Origin of the sequence: Kitasatospora sp. NBC_01560 (assembly GCF_045208415.1) — a bacterium.
In the GTDB taxonomy this organism is placed as follows: domain Bacteria; phylum Actinomycetota; class Actinomycetes; order Streptomycetales; family Streptomycetaceae; genus Kitasatospora.
In genome coordinates, this window is the sequence record NZ_CP109364.1 from 6,349,366 (window position 1) to 6,366,291 (window position 16,926).

Below are 16,926 nucleotides of genomic sequence, written 5' to 3' on the forward strand. Positions count from 1 at the left end.
CCCGGGGCGAGCGAAGGAGGGCGGTCGTGCGGAGACCAGCGACGGCGTACGCCGAAGCCCGAATACGGCTGGGGCGCCTGGTGCCCCGGCCGTTTCGCGTGGGGCTGCTCCTGGCTGCGGGCGGGCTCGCCTGGTGGCTGCCGGCGGTCCGCGGGCAACTGACCGACGGGGCCGTCCTGGGGCTGCTGGCGGCCGGCGGGTGGGGCCTCGGCCTGATCCCGGTCCACGCCGACCGGTGGTCCACCGGGCCGGTGCGACGCCGAACGGGTGAGCCGGTGACCCGGACGGAGGCAGAGCCTCCGATCGGGTGACGGCGCCCTCCCGGGCGACGAGCCGTGCGGTGCGAAGGCCGCGGAGCGGGACACCCGCTTCGCGGCCTTCGCCGTGTCCGGGGGCGGCTGCGCGTCCCGGGCCCGTCAGGGGCGCAGCCGGAGGCCGCGGGGGGTGGCATGGAAGCCGGCCTCCTCCAGGGCGGCGCCGATCGCCGAGCCGAGGGCGGGCTCGCCGTTCGCCCGTTCGACGGTGACACTGCCGAGCGCACCCGCGCGGACCGCCGACGCCAGCGCCGCGGCGGCCGGGGCGAGGGCGGCGCCCTCCTCCCGCCAGGCCAGCAGGGACTTGCCGCCGCGCTCGACGTACAGGACCGGATCGCCGTCGACCAGGACCACCAGGGCGCCCGCCTTGCGGCCCGGCCGGTGGGCCTTGGCGGCCCGCCCCTCCCGGCCGGTGGCGGCGCCCGCGGAGGCCGCCTCCCCGGCGGGCCGGGCGTCGCCGGGCAGCGGCCCGGCCGGTCCGGGCCCGCCGGGCGGCTCGGGCCAGGGCAGCGCGGCGCCGTAGGCGTTGGCGGGGTCCGCGGCGGCCAGCACCAGGACCTGCGGCGGCTCGGCCCCCGGCCCGGCGCCCCACTCGGTGGCCGCCCGCGCCCGGTCCAGCCGGCCGCTGACCGAACGCAGCCGGTCCGCGGCGCCCTCCATGGCGAACTGGGCACCGCCCAGCCCCTCCACGAAGTACCCCCGGCGGGCCCGGCCGCGCTCCTCCATCGCGGCCAGCACCCGGTACACCCCGGCGAAGCCGCCCGGGACCCGCTCGGCCACCACCGTGCCCCGGGTGACCAGGCCGTGCCGGTCCAGCAGGCTCTGCGCCCGGGCGGTGGCCCGGACGGTCGGGTCGGCGTCGGGGGCGGGCAGCAGGGACCAGCGCCCGGCGACCGTCGGCGGGCCGCTGCGCAGGGCGCCGCCGATCCGGCCGAACGGGCGGCCCGCGCCGCCGTAGCGGCCGCGCGGAGTGGCCCGGGGCGCCCGGTGGGCGGTCGCGCCGGCCGTCCGGCCCGAGCCGAGCAGGGCGCGCAGCGGGGCCAGCGTGTCGTTGCTGACGTAGCCGGCCCAGACCAAGTCCCAGAGGGCCTCGACCAGCTCGGCCTCCGGGGTCTCCGGAAGGTGGGCGACGAGCTGGCGGAAGAACAGCCCGTAGCCGCCCGCCAGGGCCTCCAGCAGGGCGGTGTGCACGGGGGTGACGGCGGGTGGCACGGGCTCGGGGCGCAGCAGGTGGGCGTTCTCGGCGAGGTGCAGGCTGATCCAGCCGTCCTTGCCGGGCAGGGCGCCGGCGCCGGACCAGCCGATCTCGCCCGCCGCCATCAGCTCGTCCAGCAGGTTGGGGGAGTAGTCGGCGAGCCGGGCCGGGAGGATCAGCCGCTCCAGGGCGGAGGCGGGCAGCGCGGTGCCCTGGAGCTGTTCGACCACCCGGAGCAGCCCGTCTGGGCCGCGCAGCCGGTGCCCGGCCAGGTGCTGCCACTGCGGGAGGAAGGCGGCCAGCGCGCGCGGCGGGACGGCCTCGACCTCGTGCCGCAGGGCGGCCAGCGAGCGGCGGCGCAGCCGGCGCAGCACCTCGGCGTCGCACCACTCGACGGTGGCGCCGTGGCCGTCCGGGAGCGCGGCGCCGGCTGCCGGTGCGGAGGGGAGGCCGGCGCCGGGCGGGCTGAACTCGCCCTGGACCAGGCGGCCGGCGGCGGTCAGCCGCTGCAGCGTGCCGGTGACCACGGCGGTGCCGAGGCCGAAGCGGGCGGCGGCCCCGCCGGAGGTGAACGGGCCGTGGGTGCGGGCGTGGCGGGCGAGGAGATCCCCCAGGGGGTCCTTCACGGGCTCGGTGAAGGCCTCGGGGACGCCCACCGGCAGCGGGGTGCCGAGGGCGTCGCGCAGCCGCCCGGCGTCCTCGACGGCGGCCCAGCGCTGCTCGCCGGCGATCCGGACCGCGATCACCCGGCGGGCGGCCTCCAGCTCCAGGGCCCAGAGCGGTTCGGCGCCGCGGGCGGCGAGCTCGGCCTCGGTGAGCGGGCCGAGCAGGCGCAGTGCGTCGGCGACCCCCTCGGCGTCCTTGATCCTCCGCTCCGGGGTGAGGCGCTGGAGCTCGGCCTCGAGCTCGGCGAGCACCTGCGGGTCGAGCAGTTCGCGCAGCTCGGCCTGGCCGAGCAGCTCGGAGAGCAGGCGGGAGTCGAGCGAGAGGGCGGCGGCGCGGCGCTCGGCGAGCGGGGAGTCCCCCTCGTAGAGGAACTGGGCGACGTACCCGAAGAGCAGTGAGCGGGCGAACGGGGAGGGCTCCTGGGTGGTGACCTCGACCAGCCGGACGGCCCGGGATTCGAGGTCCTTCATCAGCTCGACCAGGCCGGGGACGTCGAAGACGTCCTGCAGGCACTCCCGGACGGCCTCCAGCACGATCGGGAAGGAGCCGTACTCGGACGCGACCTCCAGGAGCTGGGCGGCGCGCTGGCGCTGCTGCCAGAGCGGGGTGCGCCGGCCCGGGTTGCGGCGGGGCAGCAGCAGGGCGCGGCCGGCGCACTCGCGGAAGCGGGAGGCGAACAGTGCGGACCCGCCGACCTGGTCGGTGACGAGCTGCTCGATCTCGCCGGATTCGAACACGGCGGCGTCGGCGCCGACCGGGGCGTCGTCGGCGGCCGCCCGGTCGTCCGGGGCCGGCCGGGCGGCGGGGGCGGCGAAGTCGAAGTCGGGGGCGAGCAGATCGGCGTCGGGCAGGCGCAGCACGATGCCGTCGTCGGCGTGCATGACCTGGGGGTCGAGGCCGTGCTTCTCGCGCAGCCGGGCGCCGAGTGCGAGCGCCCAGGGGGCGTGCACCTGGGCGCCGAAGGGGGAGTGGATGACGATCCGCCAGTCGCCCAGTTCGTCCCGGAAGCGCTCGACCACGATGGTGCGGTCGTCCGGGAGGTGGCCGCAGGCGGCGCGCTGCTCGGCGAGGTAGTCGAGGAGGTTGCCGGCGGCCCAGTCGTCCAGGCCGGCCTGCCGCAGCCGTGCGGTGGCGGCCGCGGGCTCCAGCGCGCCCAGCTCCCGGGTGAAGGCGCCGAGGGCGCGGCCGAGTTCGAGCGGGCGGCCGAGGGTGTCGCCCTTCCAGAACGGGAGCCGGCCGGGGATCCCGGGCGCGGGGGTGACCAGCACCTTGTCGTGGGTGATCTCCTCGATCCGCCAGGAGGTGGTGCCGAGGGTGAAGACGTCGCCGACGCGGGACTCGTAGACCATCTCCTCGTCCAGCTCGCCGACCCGCCGCCCGCCGCCCTTCTTCCCGTCGGCGGGGCCGTCGGTGCTGCCGGCGATGAAGACGCCGAACAGGCCCCGGTCGGGGATGGTGCCGCCGGAGGTGACGGCGAGCCGCTGGGCGCCGGGGCGGCCGGTGACGGTGCCCGCGACGCGGTCCCAGACCAGGCGGGGGCGCAGCTCGGCGAAGGCGTCCGAGGGGTAGCGGCCGGCCAGCATGTCGAGCACCGCGTCGAAGGCGGACTGCGGCAGGGTGGCGAACGGCGCGGCCCGGCGGACCAGCGCGAGCAGGTCGTCGACCGGCCAGGTGTCCAGTGCCGTGATCGCGACCAGCTGCTGCGCCAGGACGTCCAGCGGGTTGCGCGGGATGCGCAGCGCCTCGATCCGGCCGGCCCGCATCCGCTCGGTGACCACGGCGGACTGGACGAGGTCCCCCCGGTACTTGGGGAAGAAGACGCCGGTGGAGACGGCGCCGACCTGGTGGCCGGCCCGGCCGACCCGCTGGAGGCCGGAGGCGACCGACGGCGGGGACTCCACCTGGACGACCAGCTCGACGGCGCCCATGTCGATCCCGAGCTCCAGGCTGGAGGTGGCGACCACGGCGGGCAGCCGGCCGGCCTTCAGCTCCTCCTCGACCAGGGCGCGCTGCTCCTTGGAGACGGAGCCGTGGTGGGCCCGGGCGATGACCGGTGGGGCGCCCTTGGCGGCGCCGGACGCGGCCATCAGCTGTGCAGGGGAGTGCGCCTCGGGCAGCGGCTCGCCGGCGGCCCGTTCCAGGGCGATCTCGTTGAGGCGGTTGCAGAGCCGCTCGGCGAGCCGGCGGGAGTTGGCGAAGACGATGGTCGAGCGGTGGGCCTGGACCAGGTCGACGATCCGCTCCTCGACGTGCGGCCAGATCGACGCCTTGCGGGTGGTGTCGTCGCCGCCGGCGGCCGGGCCGGGGGGAGCGGCGGGCAGGTCGTCGAGGTCGGGGACGGGGACGACCACCGAGAGGTCGAACTCCTTCTCGGCGGGCGGCTGGACGACGACGGCGCCGCGCTGCGGGCTGAGGAAGCGGGCGACCTCCTCGACCGGGCGCACGGTGGCGGAGAGGCCGATCCGGCGGGCGGGGCGCTCCAGCAGCTCGTCCAGCCGCTCCAGCGAGAGCGCGAGGTGGGCGCCGCGCTTGGTGCCGGCGACGGCGTGCACCTCGTCCAGGATCACCGTGTCGATGCCGCGCAGGGCCTCCCGGGAGGCGGAGGTGAGCAGCAGGAAGAGCGACTCGGGGGTGGTGATCAGGATGTCCGGCGGGTGGCCGGCGAAGCGGCGGCGGTCGGCGGCCGGGGTGTCGCCGGAGCGGATGCCGACCTGGACGTCGGGCTCGGGCAGGCCGAGCCGGACGGCGGCCTGGCGCAGGCCGGCCAGCGGGGCGCGGAGGTTGCGCTCGACGTCGACGGCGAGGGCCTTGAGCGGCGAGATGTAGAGGACCCGGCAGCGGCGCTTCGGCTCGGCGGGCACCGGCGTGCTGCTGAGGCGGTCCAGTGCGGAGAGGAAGGCCGCGAGGGTCTTGCCGGAGCCGGTGGGGGCCACCACCAGGACGTCCGTCCCCCGGCCGATGGCCTGCCAGGCCCGGGCCTGGGCGGTGGTGGGCGCGTGGAAGGCGCCCGTGAACCAGGCCCGGGTGGCCGGGGCGAATCCGGCCAGCGGGTCGTCGGGCCGGTCGGCGGGCGGCTGGGGATGGGTCTGCGGCGCCATGCCCCCATGGTGCCGGGTGCCACCGACAACGGGCGGGCGCGGCGTCGGCTCCTGCCGTCCGGGGCAACTGAAAAGGCAAAGCGGACAATCCACTCATATGGTGAGTGTTCGGGTGGCGATTCCCTCCCCGACCAGCAGCCCCCGTGACCACCGGAGCCCCCGTGACCACAGGAGCTCCCGCGACCACCGGAGCTCCCGCGACCGACCGGGACCGACGAGCGGAGACCGTGCGATGCCGCAGGCACACCCGTCCGGCAGCGGTCCCGACCGGCCCCGCCCGCACCCGGCCCGCGGCCCGCTCCGGGCCCTGCTCGCGATGCTGCTCACCGCCCTGGTGGTCGGTGGCGCCGTCCCGTACGTCTCCGGGCCCGGCCGGTCCTACCTGAGCTACCTCGTCCTGGCCGAGCAGGAGGACGCCGCCGGCGCCGCCCGGGCCGGGGCCGAGGCGCGCGCCGTCGGCGGCGAGGTCGTCCAGGAGTACCCGCAGATCGGGGCCGTGCTCGTGTACGCCGGCGGCGGCTTCGCCGACAAGGTCCGGGCCCGCCCCGGAGTGGCCGCGGCGGGAGCCACCCGCACGGCCCCGGTCCCGAGCCCGCCCCGGCCGCTGGCCGGCGCCGGGGCGTTCGGCCCCTCCGCCGACCGGGCCGGCGGCCGCAGCACCGACCGGGCCGACGACGCCACCGCCACCGTGGCCGACCCGGCCGAGCAGGACGCCTGGAACCTCGCCATGCTGGCCCCCGGCGCCGGCACGGCCGGCGACTCCTCGCCCACCCTGCTGCGCAGCCCCTCCGCCGACCCGGGCGCGCCCCCGGCCGACGGGCTGCGCAAGGTACTGGTCGCGGTGCTCGACTCCGGCGTCGACGACGCCCACCCGGACCTGCGCGCCGCCGTCGACCCGAAGAGCTCCGCCTCCTGCGCCGACGGCCGCCCCGACGCCCGCACCGGTGCCTGGCGGCCCGACGCCGGGGTGGGGGAGAGCGGTCACGGCACGCACGTCGCCGGGATCGTCGGCGCCGCCCGGGACGGCCACGGCGTCAGCGGCGTGGCGCCCGGCGTCCGGATCGCCGCCGTCCGGCTGCTCGGCCCGCTCGGCCAGTACTACGCGGAGAACATCGTCTGCGGCATGCTCTGGGCCGCCGACCACGGCGCCCGGGCGATCAACAACAGCTACTTCGCCGACCCGTGGAAGTACAACTGCCCGCAGGACCGCGACCAGGCCGCGCTGACCGCGGCGGTCGACCGGGCGGTCGGCTACGCCCGGCGGCACGGCGCCGTGGTGGTGGCCTCGGCCGGCAACGACGGACAGGACCTCGGCGCCCCGCGCACCGACGAGCGCAGCCCCAACGACCGGACCTCCGGCCCCCCGCAGTCCCGGTACCTCGGCACCGAGTGCGTCCGGCTGCCCGGCGAGCTGCCCGGGGTGGTCACGGTGACCGCCGTCAACCGGGACGGCCGGCCGTCCGCGTACTCCAACTACGGGCGGGGCAAGGTCTCGCTGGCCGCGCCCGGCGGGGACCCGGACGGCGGCGCCCGGGGCGCGATCGTCTCCGACTGGCCCGGCGGGCAGTACGCGGCGCTGGCCGGCACCTCGATGGCCGCGGCGCACGTCACCGGCGCGGTCGCGGTGGCCGCCGCCCTCCACCCGGACTGGGACTCCGACCGGCTCGCCGACCTGCTGGCCTCCACCGCCGCGGCCGCCTGCCCGCCCGGGCCGGTCGGCTGCGGGGACCGGCAGTACTACGGCGCGGGGACGCTGGCGCTGCCGCACTGACGGCCGCGGCCCGCTGCGGCCCGCCCGGGCCGCCGCGGAAAACCGGGTGACCGCCGCCCCGGGGCGGGGCAGGATCGGGGCATGACCGTCCACCTCACCACCGAGCGGCTGGTGCTGCGCCGCTTCACCGATGCCGACGTCGACCACCTGGTGGAGCTGGACGCCGACCCTGAGGTGATGCGCTACCTCACGGGCGGCCGGGCCACCCCGCGCGCGGACGTCGTGGGGCAGCTGCTGCCGCTCTACTTCGACCACTACGAGCGGTACGGCGACCTCGGCTGGTGGGCGGCCGAGGAGCGGGCCGGCGGGGCCTTCCTGGGCTGGTTCGAGTTCCGCCCGACCGATCCGGCCGACCGCGGCGAGGTCGAGCTCGGCTACCGGCTGCGCCGGGCGGCCTGGGGTCGCGGCTACGCCACCGAGGGGGCGCGGGCGCTGATCCGGGCGGGCTTCGAGGAGCTGGGCGTGCGCCGGGTGGTGGCGTACACGATGGCGGTCAACACCGGCTCGCGGCGGGTGATGGAGAAGGCCGGGCTGAGCTACGTGCGGACCTTCCAGGAGGAGTACCCGGATCCGATCCCCGGCAGTGAGCTGGGCGAGGTCGAGTACGCCCTGGCGGCGGCCGACCGGAAGCCCGCCGACCGGAAGCCCGCCGGCCGGGAGCCTGCCGACCGGAAACCCTGAGCGGTCCGCGGGCCCGGTCCGGGATACTGGTGGGCATGAGGTTGACCGAGTTCTGGCGGCGGATGTACGAGCACTTCGGCGCGGCCTACGCGGAGTCGTTCGCCACCGATCACGTGATGGCGGAGCTGGGCGGGCGGACGGTGCAGCAGGCGCTGGAGGCGGGCCTGGAGGCCAAGGACGTCTGGCGGGTGGTCTGCGAGACGCAGGGCGTGTCGGCCGTACTGCGCTGAGCGGTGTCCCGCGTCCGCCGGCCGGCGCCCGGTGCGCGGACGGGCAACGGGCATGGGACAGACTGTCCGGGTGACAAGCAGCCCAGAAGCGCAGAATTCGGACAGGTCGGCGCGAGTCGTCGACGAGGCCGCGGGCCCGCAGCCCGCTCCCGCATCCGCATCCTCGGCCGCCTCGGGGTCGGCCCCCGCGCCGGCGGACGCGGGCCCGCCGGAGCCGGGCCGTGACGCGGCCGGCGGCCTCCGGGGCTCGGGGATGCCGCGCTGGCTCCCCCGTGCGATGGTCATGGCGCTCGCCCTGGTCGGGCTGTTCAAGCTCGCCGACTGGGCCTTCCACCAGCTGATCGACCTCTTCGTGATGCTGCTGGTCTCCTTCTTCCTCTCGCTGGCCCTGGAGCCGGCCGTGGACCGGATGGCGGCCCGCGGGGTGCGCCGCGGGGTCGGCACCTTCCTGGTGTTCGTGGCGCTGGCCGTCGCGGTGGCCGGCTTCCTGGCCGCGCTCGGCACCCTGCTGGTCGACCAGGTGGCGAAGATCGCGGGCGACCTGCCGCACCTGCTCGACAACCTGATCAACTGGGTCAACCGGACCTTCCACCAGGACCTCTCGCTGGACGAGTTGCAGAAGAAGCTGCTCAAGGACTCCGGCGCCATCGAGACCTACGCCCAGCAGGCCGCCGACAACGTCTGGGGCGTCTCCTCCACCCTGATCGGCGGGCTCTTCCAGGCCTTCACGGTCGGCCTCTTCACCTTCTACTTCACCGCCGACGGCCCCCGCGTCCGCCGGACGGTCTGCTCGATGCTGCCGCCGGCCCGGCAGGGCGAGGTGCTGCGGGCCTGGGAGATCGCGCTGGCCAAGACCGGCGGCTACCTGTACTCGCGGGCCCTGCTCGCGGTGGCGTCGGCGCTCGCGCACTGGGTGATGTTCGCCCTGCTGGACCTGCCCTACTCCGCCGCGCTGGCGGTCTGGGTCGGCGTCATGTCGCAGTTCGTGCCGACCATCGGGACGTACCTGGCGGGTGCGCTGCCGGTGCTGGTCGCGCTCACCGTGGAGCCGGTGGACGCGCTCTGGGTGCTGGTCTTCGTGGTGGTCTACCAGCAGATCGAGAACTACCTGCTGCACCCGCGGATCACCGCGAGGACGGTGGACGTGCACCCCGCGGTGGCGTTCGGCTCGGTGATCGCGGGCGCGGCGCTGCTCGGCGCGGTGGGCGCGCTGATCGCGATCCCGGCGGCGGCCACCCTCCAGGGCTTCGTCGGCACCTACGTGCGCCGGTACGAGGTGACCACCGACCCGCGGATCGACCGGGGGGCGCAGCGGCGCGCCCGGCGTGAGCTGCGCCGGGAGGCGGCGCGACGGCTGCGGCGGATGGTCGGGGCGGGCTCGGGGCCGGGCGCCGGCGCTGGTCGGGGGCCGGGCGCCGGCGCAGGTCGGGGGGCGGACGGCGGGAGCGGCGGGGGCGCGGCGGGGCGGACCGGCGGCCCGGAGGGCGGGGAGTAGCCGAACGGGCCGGGCTTGAATCGAACAGATGTTCTTTGTACTCTCCGGCGAGGAGTTTTCCACAGGCCGAGCCCGGTCTGGGCCGTTTGTCAGTGGGACGCGCTAGCGTCGAGGACGATGAAGCGCACAGCACAGAACCCGAGGGTGGAAGCCATGGCAGGTACGGACCGCGAGAAGGCCCTTGAGACCGCGCTCGCTCAGATCGAGCGGCAGTTCGGCAAGGGCTCGGTGATGCGCCTCGGCGAGAAGGCCAACGAGCCGATCGAGGTGATCCCCACCGGGTCCACCGCCCTGGACGTCGCCCTCGGGGTCGGCGGCATTCCGCGTGGCCGCGTGGTCGAGATCTACGGCCCCGAGTCCTCCGGAAAGACCACGCTGACCCTGCACCTGGCGGCCAACGCCCAGCGGGCCGGCGGCACGGTCGCCTTCGTCGACGCGGAGCACGCGCTCGACCCGGAGTACGCCAAGAAGCTCGGCGTGGACACCGACGCCCTGCTGGTCAGCCAGCCGGACACCGGCGAGCAGGCCCTGGAGATCACCGACATGCTGATCCGCTCCGGCGCGATCGACCTGGTGATCATCGACTCCGTCGCGGCACTCGTCCCGCGCGCGGAGATCGAGGGCGAGATGGGCGACTCGCACGTCGGTCTGCAGGCCCGGCTGATGAGCCAGGCGCTGCGCAAGATCGCCGGCGCGCTGAACCAGTCGAACACCACCGCGGTGTTCATCAACCAGCTCCGCGAGAAGATCGGCGTCATGTTCGGCTCGCCGGAGACCACGACCGGTGGCCGGGCGCTGAAGTTCTACGCCTCCGTCCGGCTGGACATCCGCCGGATCGAGACCCTGAAGGACGGCACCGAGGCGGTCGGCAACCGCACCCGCGTCAAGGTCGTCAAGAACAAGGTCGCCGCGCCGTTCAAGCAGGCCGAGTTCGACATCCTGTACGGCGTGGGCATCAGCCGCGAGGGCGGCCTGATCGACATGGGCGTCGAGCACGGGTTCATCCGCAAGTCGGGCGCCTGGTACACCTACGAGGGCGACCAGCTCGGCCAGGGCAAGGAGAACGCCCGCAACTTCCTGCGGGACAACCCGCAGCTGGCCGACGAGATCGAGCGGAAGCTCAAGAGCAAGCTGGGCATCGGCCCGAAGATCGAGGAGCCGGCCGAGGCCGAGGGCGCGGACCAGGCCGCTGCGGCGGCCACGGCCGGAGCTGCTGACGGCACCGTCAAGCCGATCACCGCGACCGCCGCCAAGACGGCCGCGGCGAAGAAGACGGCGGCGGCCGCCAAGGCCTGACCCGTTGATGCAGCACGACACGGCGATGGACGGTGACCCGGTGGGCCCGGAGGACGACGACCACGGACCGCCGGACTGGCTCGCCGCGGTGGCGGAGCCGGAACCGGCCCCGTTCGTGGCCGGGCCCGCTCCGGAGCCCGCCCGGCGGCGGGCCTCGGCCCGGCGGCCGGCAGCGGGCCCCACCGGGGCCGGGGGTCCGCGCGGATCCGAGGGGGCCCCAGGGTTCCAGGGGTCGGACGGGTTCGAGGGGCCGGACGGCGGGCTCGGGCTGGTCTCCGCCTCCGAGCTGCCCACCGGGCGGCGCCGGCGCCGCTCGGCGCTGGAGGAGGAGGACCCGGGCCGGTGGACCGGGAGCGGAGCGGCCGGTCACGGGGGTGCGGCCGCCCCGTCCTCGACCATCGGGCCGGACAGCCGCCGCGCCCGCACCCGGACCCGGACCCGGGCGGACCGTACCGGGCGCACGACCGGTGCCGAGTACGGCCCGGAGCACGGGCTTGAGCACGGTTCGGAGCACGGGCCGGCCGGGGACCAGGACGGTGCCGGCCGGGCCGGGAAGCCGCGCCGCGCGGGGCGGGCGGCCCGCGCCGAGGACCAGGCCGACCCGGAGACCCGCGCGCGCGACATCTGCCTTCGGCTGCTGACCGGCGCCGCCAAGTCCCGCAAGCAGCTCGCGGACGCCCTGCGCAAGCGGGAGATCCCCGACGAGGTCGCCGAGCAGGTACTGACCCGGCTGGAGGAGGTCGGGCTGATCGACGACGCCGCCTTCGCACAGGCCTGGGTGGAGTCCCGGCACGCCGTCCGGGGACTCTCCCGGCGGGCGCTGGCCCAGGAGTTGCGGACCAAGGGCGTGACCGGCGAGCGGGCCGAGCAGGCCCTCGCGCAGGTCGACCAGGACGACGAGACCGAGGCGGCCAGGGCGCTGGTCGAGCGCAAGCTCCGGACCACGCGCGGGCTGGAGCGCCAGGCCCGGACACGCCGGCTGGTCGGTGTGCTGGCCCGCCGCGGCTACTCCGAGGGTCTGGCCTACCGAGTGGTCCGCGAGGCGCTGGACGAGGAGGCCGGTACCGGCCCGGCGGAAGAGGACGTGGACGGAGCACCCGCCGACGAGTGGGACTGACGGCGTCCCGGTACGTAAGTTGGCCAAGTACCAGGCCAGTCTTGACCGTTTCGTAACCTGCGCTTAGCCTCGCACTCAGTGCGGGAGCGCGTCGATCACTCCTCGGCCACGCCTCGGGCAGGCATGCCCGGGCCCGGTCGCAGCCGGTCCCGGACGGCGTGCCGTACAGGGACGGGGAGTGGTCAGGATGAGCATCGCGCTGAGCACCGGAACGGTCGCCCTCCTGCTCTCGCCGGCCGTGCTGGCCGCCGTCGTGGTGTCGGCCTGGCTGACCGTCCGGCGCCTGCGCTCCGCGCAGCGGCGGGTGGTGGCCGAGACCGAGCGGGCCCGGCGCCGGGACGAGCAGCAGGCGGAGCAGCTGCGGGCCGAACTCGACCGGCGCGAGGAGCGGTTGACCGAGGAGTTGGACCGGCTCCGCGCCCGCGAGGGCGAACTCGCCGAGCGCTCGGCCGCGTTGGAGCAGGCCCACGGCGAGGCCGAGGCGCTGCTGCGGCGTCGGGCGGCGGCGCTGGAGCGGGTGGCCGGGCTCTCCGCGGGCCAGGCCCGGGCCCAACTCGTCCGGGAGGCCGAGGCGCAGGCCCGGCGCGAGGCGGCCGTCACCGTCCGGGAGATCGAGCGGGCGGCCAAGGAGGAGGGCGAGGGCCGGGCCCGGCGGATCGTCGCCGGGGCGATCCAGCGGCTGGCTGCCGAGCAGACCGCCGAGACGGCCGTGTCGCTCTTCCGGCTGCCGAACGAGGAGATGAAGGGCCGGATCATCGGCCGTGAGGGCCGCAACATCCGGACCTTCGAGGCGGTCACCGGGGTCAACCTGATCATCGACGACACCCCCGCCTCGGTGCAGCTCTCCTGTTTCGACCCGGTCCGCCGCGAGACCGCGCGGCTCACCCTGGAGCAGCTGGTCGAGGACGGCCGGATCCACCCCGTGCGGATCGAGCACGTGCACGAGCGCAGCCGCGAGGAGGTCGAGCGGCGCTGCGTGCGGGCCGGTGAGGACGCGCTGCTGGCGGTGCGGGTCACCGGGATGCACCCGGAGCTGGTCCGCACCCTGGGCACGCTGCGCTACCGGGCCTCGTACGGGCAGAACGTGCTGGGGCACCTGGTGGAGTCGGCGCACCTGGCCGGGATGATGGCCGCCGAGCTCGGGGTGGATCCGGAGCCGGTGCGGCGCTCGGCGCTGCTGCACGACATCGGCAAGGCGCTGACGCACGAGGCCGAGGGCAGCCATGCGGCGGTCGGGGCGGAGCTCGCCCGCCGGTACGGCGAGTCGGCCGACGTCGTGCACGCCATTGCGGCGCACCACGGCGAGGTGGAGCCGCGCACGGTGGAGGCGGTGCTGACCCAGGCCGCCGACGCGTGTTCGGGCGGCCGGCCGGGGGCCCGCAAGGAGTCCCTGGAGCTGTACGTGCGCCGGCTGGAGCGGCTGGAGGAGATCGCCCGGGCGCACGACGGGGTGGCGAAGGTCTACGCGATGCAGGCCGGCCGCGAGGTGCGGGTGATGGTGCGGCCGGAGGTGGTGGACGACCTCGGGGCGCAGGTGATCGCCCGCGAGGTCGCCAAGCAGGTGGCGGCGGAGCTGACCTACCCGGGGCAGATCCGGGTCACGGTGGTCCGGGAGAGCCGGGTCACCGAGGTGGCGCGCTAGCCGAGTCCACCGGCGGGGCGGACACCGGGGCGGCCACCGCGGCCGGGGCCGTCGGCGCGGTCTCCGGGCCGCTGCCGCAGCCGGGCGCTGCCGGGGCCGACGGTTCCGGATCGGCGCTGCCGGTGAGCGGCTGCGGCCCGCCCCGGGCCGCGTCGGCGAGGGCCTGGAGGTCCTCGGCGGCCGCGCCCTGGGTGACGCCGACCAGGTGCCCGTCGGGCCGGATCAGCAGCACCGTGTGCGGCCCGGCGCCCGGGTACTCCTCGGTGACCAGGACCTCGGCCGGCACCGGCAGCGCCGCGGCGACCTCGGCCAGCCGGGGCATCAGCCCGGCGCCGAGCCAGTGCTCGGCGGACCAGACCGCGGTGCCGGGGGCGACCAGCAGCAGCAGGAAGGTCGATCCGAGCCGGGCGTGCAGCTGGTCCGGCGTGCCGTCGGTGGCGAGCACCGGGACGTCCGGCACCAGGACGCCGGGGGCGGTGGCGGGCAGCAGTTCGCTGAGCGCGGTGCTACCGCGCATGCCGCGCTGGACCGGCACCCGCCCGGGCACGCCGGAGGGGGCGGCCGGGTAGGCCGGGGCCCCGCCGAAGCGGCCGGTGCCGAGCAGGCCGTCGGCGAGCAGCGGCGCGTGCTTGCGGAAGGAGCCGGTGAACAGCGAGCGCCGGGTGGCCGGCCAGCCGCGCAGTGGGCGCAGCAGCGGCATGGCCTGGTCGACGGCGCGCAGCCGGGCGCCGACCGCGCCGCGGCGTTCGGCCTCGTAGCCGTCGAGCAGCGAGCCGCCGGGCTGCGGGCCGCCGGAGTGGAGGTGCCAGGCGAGTGCGAGGCGCCAGGCGAGGTTGTCGGCGTCGCGCAGGCCGTCGGCGAGGTTCTGCATGCCGAGCGCGCCGTGCAGGTGGGCGGCGTCGCCGGCGAGGAAGCAGCGGCCGCTGCGGAAGCGCGCGGCGAGGCGCTGCTGGGCGGTGTGGTCGGCGGCGGCGAGCAGCTCGTACCGGGGCAGTTCGCCGCACCACCCGGTGAGGGTGGCGGTGACGCGCGTGAGCAGGGTGTCACCGGTGACGATGCCGGGCCAGGTGGCGTGCGGGTCGACGGCTTCGGTGGGGGCCGGTCTGCCCGGGGGCAGCCGCCAGTCCAGGCGCCAGACGCCGTCCGGCAGCGGGCGGGCGGAGGCCTCGCGGTCGCCGCGCCACGGCGGCTCGCGGTGCAGCCGGGCCTCGGTGAAGGGCAGGTCGACCCGGACGGTGGCGATGGCGTTGCGGTCGACCGCCGGCCGGCCGGGGAAGCGGATCTTCAGCAGCTTGCGGACGGTGGAGCGGGCGCCGTCGCAGCCGACCAGGTGGCTGCCGCGCCACCAGGTCTCGGTGCCGTTCTGCGGGTTGCGGGTGTGGACGCTGACGCCGTCCCGGTCCTGTTCGAGCCGGGTCACCCGGCTCAGCGGGACGAGGCGGACCAGCGGCGTGCCGGTGAGGGCGTCGCGCAGGCCGCGCTGCAGCCGGTGCTGGGGCAGGTGGAGGACCGGGGTGTCGGCGAGGTCGAAGCGGAGCACCTCCTGGCGGCGGCGCCAGACGGTGAAGGCGTCCCACCGGGCGGCGTCGGAGACGGCCCGCGGGTAGCCGATCCGGGTCAGGAAGGCGGCGGTGTCGGCGCCGAGGACGACGCTGCGCGGGCCTTCCGGGCAGAGCCCGGAGCCCTCGTCCAGGACTATGGTCGGCACCTCGTGCCGGGCGAGCGCGAGGGCCAGGGCCAGGCCGACCGGCCCGGCCCCGACCACGATCACCGGGTCCATGCCGGGACCTCCGGGCATGGGCGGGCCGACGGGGTGGCGTCATATGCCGCGAGGATGGTCCCGGATGGTGTCACGAAGAGCAATGCAACAGTTCACCTGCGTGTCCGTCAAGCAGCAGCCGATGTGCGCCGGTTCGCGCCGCGACGGCCGCGTGCTTCGATCCACCGGGCGAGCGCCGTGAGGAGCAGGCACATCAGCACGTAGATCGGTCCGATCACCAGGACGACCGGGATGTAGGGGAAGCCCGCGGCGTTGATCGGCTGACTGGCGATGGCCTTACCGACGAACAGCAGCTCGTGATAGGTGATGATGAAGCCGAGCGAGGTGTCCTTCAGGGTGACGACCAGCTGGCCGATCATCGTGGGCAGCATCGAGCGGACCGCCTGCGGCACCAGGATGACGGTCATCACCTGGGTCTTGCGCAGGCCGAGCGCGTACGCGGCCTCGCTCTGCCCGCGCGGGACGGCGTTGACGCCGCTGCGGATGATCTCGGCCTGGACGGAGCCGTTGTAGAGGGTGAGCCCGAGCACCAGCGCCCACATCGGCTCCTTCGCGAAGAACGCGTAGTAGAGCGCGACGATCAGGATCAGCAGCGGCATCGCCCGGAAGAACTGGACGAAGGAGACCGCGGCCCGGCGCACCGCCGTGTGGTCGGAGAGCTGGCCGGCCGCCAGGAGTGCGCCCAGCGCGAGCGAGAACACGGCCGCCAGCCCGAAGGCCTCCAGGGTGGAGAGCAGGCCGTCGACGATCCGCTGCTGGACGGCCGTGTACTGGAAGACGTCCCACAGCTGGGCGTCGAACTGGCCGTTGTCGGCGAGCGCGGTGACGGCGTACCAGAGCAGCCCGGCGATGCCGAGGACCGACAGCACCCCGAAGATCCGGTAGCGCGAGCGGGCCCGCGGGCCCGGTGCGTCGTAGAGGACGCTGGCCGTCGAACCACGGGTGAAGAGGGAGCTCATCGGGCCACCGCCAGTCGGTCTTCCAGGAAGCGGAACAGCAGGGCGACGGTGGCGCTGATCACCAGGTAGGCGCAGGCCACCCAGAAGAAGATCGCGAAGATCGAGTAGCCGCGCTCGGAGAACGTCTGCTGCGCGCTGTACAGCTCGCTCACGCTGAACGCGCCGGCGATGGCGGAGTTCCTCGGCAGGGCGATGAACACGCTGCTCATCGGCGCCAGCACCGTCCGGCCGGCCTGCGGCAGGACGATGCTGAACAGCGTCTGGCCGAAGGTCATGCCCAGGCTGCGGGCGGCCTCCGCCTGGCCCAGCGGCACGGTGTTGATGCCCGAGCGCAGCACCTCGCAGACGAACGACGCGGTGTACGCGCCGAGCGCCAGCACCGCGAAGGTGAGGTGGCTGAAGTGCACGCCGAGCGGCGGCAGCCCGAAGGTCACGGCGAAGAACAGCACGGTGAGCGGGGTGTTGCGGAAGAGCGTCACCCAGCCGGTGCCGAATCCGCGCAGCACCGGGACGGGGGAGACCCGGAAGGCCGCCAGCAGGGTGCCCAGCAGCAGGGCGAGCAGCGCGCTGAGTGCGCTCAGCTCGATCGTCTGCAGGAAGCCGTCGCGGAACAGCGCGAAGTTGCCGTCCTCGAACATGAAACCCATTCGGCGGCCCTCCTCTCAGGGGTGGTCAGGAACGT

At 75.8% G+C, this 16,926-nt stretch carries 11 protein-coding genes; 7 read left to right on the forward strand and 4 right to left on the reverse strand.

The features are described 5' to 3' along the window. Positions 1-416: 416 nt before the first annotated feature. Positions 417-5,273 carry an ATP-dependent helicase gene (locus OH807_RS27620; RefSeq protein WP_406203787.1) on the reverse strand — a complete coding sequence of 1,619 codons (4,857 nt, stop codon included), beginning with the start codon at positions 5,271-5,273 and terminating at the stop codon, positions 417-419. A 232-nt stretch (positions 5,274-5,505) separates the two neighbouring features. Here OH807_RS27620 and OH807_RS27625 point away from each other — a divergent pair, with 232 nt between their 5' ends. The 7 genes from OH807_RS27625 to rny all read left to right on the forward strand — a co-directional run bounded on the left by OH807_RS27625 (position 5,506) and on the right by rny (position 13,505). Beyond that, the gene (locus OH807_RS27625; RefSeq protein ID WP_406203790.1) at positions 5,506-7,044 is read left to right on the forward strand and encodes a S8 family peptidase; all 1,539 of its coding nucleotides are present in this window, start codon (positions 5,506-5,508) and stop codon (positions 7,042-7,044) included. An 81-nt stretch (positions 7,045-7,125) separates the two neighbouring features. Then, positions 7,126-7,725 carry a GNAT family N-acetyltransferase gene (locus tag OH807_RS27630; protein ID WP_406203792.1) on the forward strand — a complete coding sequence of 200 codons (600 nt, stop codon included), beginning with the start codon at positions 7,126-7,128 and terminating at the stop codon, positions 7,723-7,725. A gap of 35 nt (positions 7,726-7,760) precedes the next feature. Next, positions 7,761-7,955, forward strand: a complete 195-nt coding sequence (locus OH807_RS27635) for a DUF3046 domain-containing protein (protein ID WP_406203795.1) — start codon at positions 7,761-7,763, stop codon at positions 7,953-7,955. A 253-nt stretch (positions 7,956-8,208) separates the two neighbouring features. Next, a complete protein-coding gene (locus OH807_RS27640) occupies positions 8,209-9,450 on the forward strand; it encodes an AI-2E family transporter (RefSeq protein WP_406203798.1) in 1,242 nt (413 codons plus the stop codon). Between the two features lie 153 nt (positions 9,451-9,603). Further along, on the forward strand, positions 9,604-10,746 hold the full coding sequence (gene recA / locus OH807_RS27645; RefSeq protein ID WP_406203801.1) for a recombinase RecA: 1,143 nt from the start codon (positions 9,604-9,606) through the stop codon (positions 10,744-10,746). A 7-nt stretch (positions 10,747-10,753) separates the two neighbouring features. Continuing rightward, positions 10,754-11,863, forward strand: a complete 1,110-nt coding sequence (locus tag OH807_RS27650) for a regulatory protein RecX (RefSeq protein ID WP_406203804.1) — start codon at positions 10,754-10,756, stop codon at positions 11,861-11,863. A gap of 187 nt (positions 11,864-12,050) precedes the next feature. Next, positions 12,051-13,505, forward strand: coding sequence for a ribonuclease Y (gene rny / locus OH807_RS27655; RefSeq protein ID WP_406203807.1), 1,455 nt, complete (start codon positions 12,051-12,053; stop codon positions 13,503-13,505). Here the strand turns inward: rny and OH807_RS27660 are convergent. The 3 genes from OH807_RS27660 to OH807_RS27670 form a co-directional block, all read right to left on the reverse strand. Continuing rightward, positions 13,486-15,285 (reverse strand): FAD-dependent monooxygenase, encoded by a 1,800-nt coding sequence (locus OH807_RS27660; protein WP_406203810.1) that lies wholly within the window; start codon positions 15,283-15,285, stop codon positions 13,486-13,488. The genes rny and OH807_RS27660 overlap by 20 nt on opposite strands. Before the next feature lie 107 nt (positions 15,286-15,392). Then, positions 15,393-16,244 (reverse strand): amino acid ABC transporter permease, encoded by an 852-nt coding sequence (locus tag OH807_RS27665; protein ID WP_406203813.1) that lies wholly within the window; start codon positions 16,242-16,244, stop codon positions 15,393-15,395. Continuing rightward, entirely contained in the window at positions 16,241-16,891 is a 651-nt protein-coding gene (locus OH807_RS27670; RefSeq protein ID WP_406203816.1) for an amino acid ABC transporter permease, read from the reverse strand. The genes OH807_RS27665 and OH807_RS27670 overlap by 4 nt, the downstream gene beginning before the upstream one ends. Positions 16,892-16,926 lie beyond the last annotated feature (35 nt).

What these genes read in the sequence shown, in the direction of transcription:
- OH807_RS27625 (WP_406203790.1), top strand. Translation starts at nt 5,506, where the DNA reads ATGCCGCAGGCACACCCGTCCGGCAGCGGTCCCGACCGGCCCCGCCCG.
- recA (WP_406203801.1), top strand. Translation starts at nt 9,604, where the DNA reads ATGGCAGGTACGGACCGCGAGAAGGCCCTTGAGACCGCGCTCGCTCAG.
- OH807_RS27650 (WP_406203804.1), top strand. Translation starts at nt 10,754, where the DNA reads ATGCAGCACGACACGGCGATGGACGGTGACCCGGTGGGCCCGGAGGAC.
- OH807_RS27660 (WP_406203810.1), bottom strand. Translation starts at nt 15,285, where the DNA reads ATGGACCCGGTGATCGTGGTCGGGGCCGGGCCGGTCGGCCTGGCCCTG.
- OH807_RS27640 (WP_406203798.1), top strand. Translation starts at nt 8,209, where the DNA reads ATGCCGCGCTGGCTCCCCCGTGCGATGGTCATGGCGCTCGCCCTGGTC.
- OH807_RS27635 (WP_406203795.1), top strand. Translation starts at nt 7,761, where the DNA reads ATGAGGTTGACCGAGTTCTGGCGGCGGATGTACGAGCACTTCGGCGCG.
- OH807_RS27630 (WP_406203792.1), top strand. Translation starts at nt 7,126, where the DNA reads ATGACCGTCCACCTCACCACCGAGCGGCTGGTGCTGCGCCGCTTCACC.
- OH807_RS27665 (WP_406203813.1), bottom strand. Translation starts at nt 16,244, where the DNA reads ATGAGCTCCCTCTTCACCCGTGGTTCGACGGCCAGCGTCCTCTACGAC.
- OH807_RS27670 (WP_406203816.1), bottom strand. Translation starts at nt 16,891, where the DNA reads ATGGGTTTCATGTTCGAGGACGGCAACTTCGCGCTGTTCCGCGACGGC.
- rny (WP_406203807.1), top strand. Translation starts at nt 12,051, where the DNA reads ATGAGCATCGCGCTGAGCACCGGAACGGTCGCCCTCCTGCTCTCGCCG.
- OH807_RS27620 (WP_406203787.1), bottom strand. Translation starts at nt 5,273, where the DNA reads ATGGCGCCGCAGACCCATCCCCAGCCGCCCGCCGACCGGCCCGACGAC.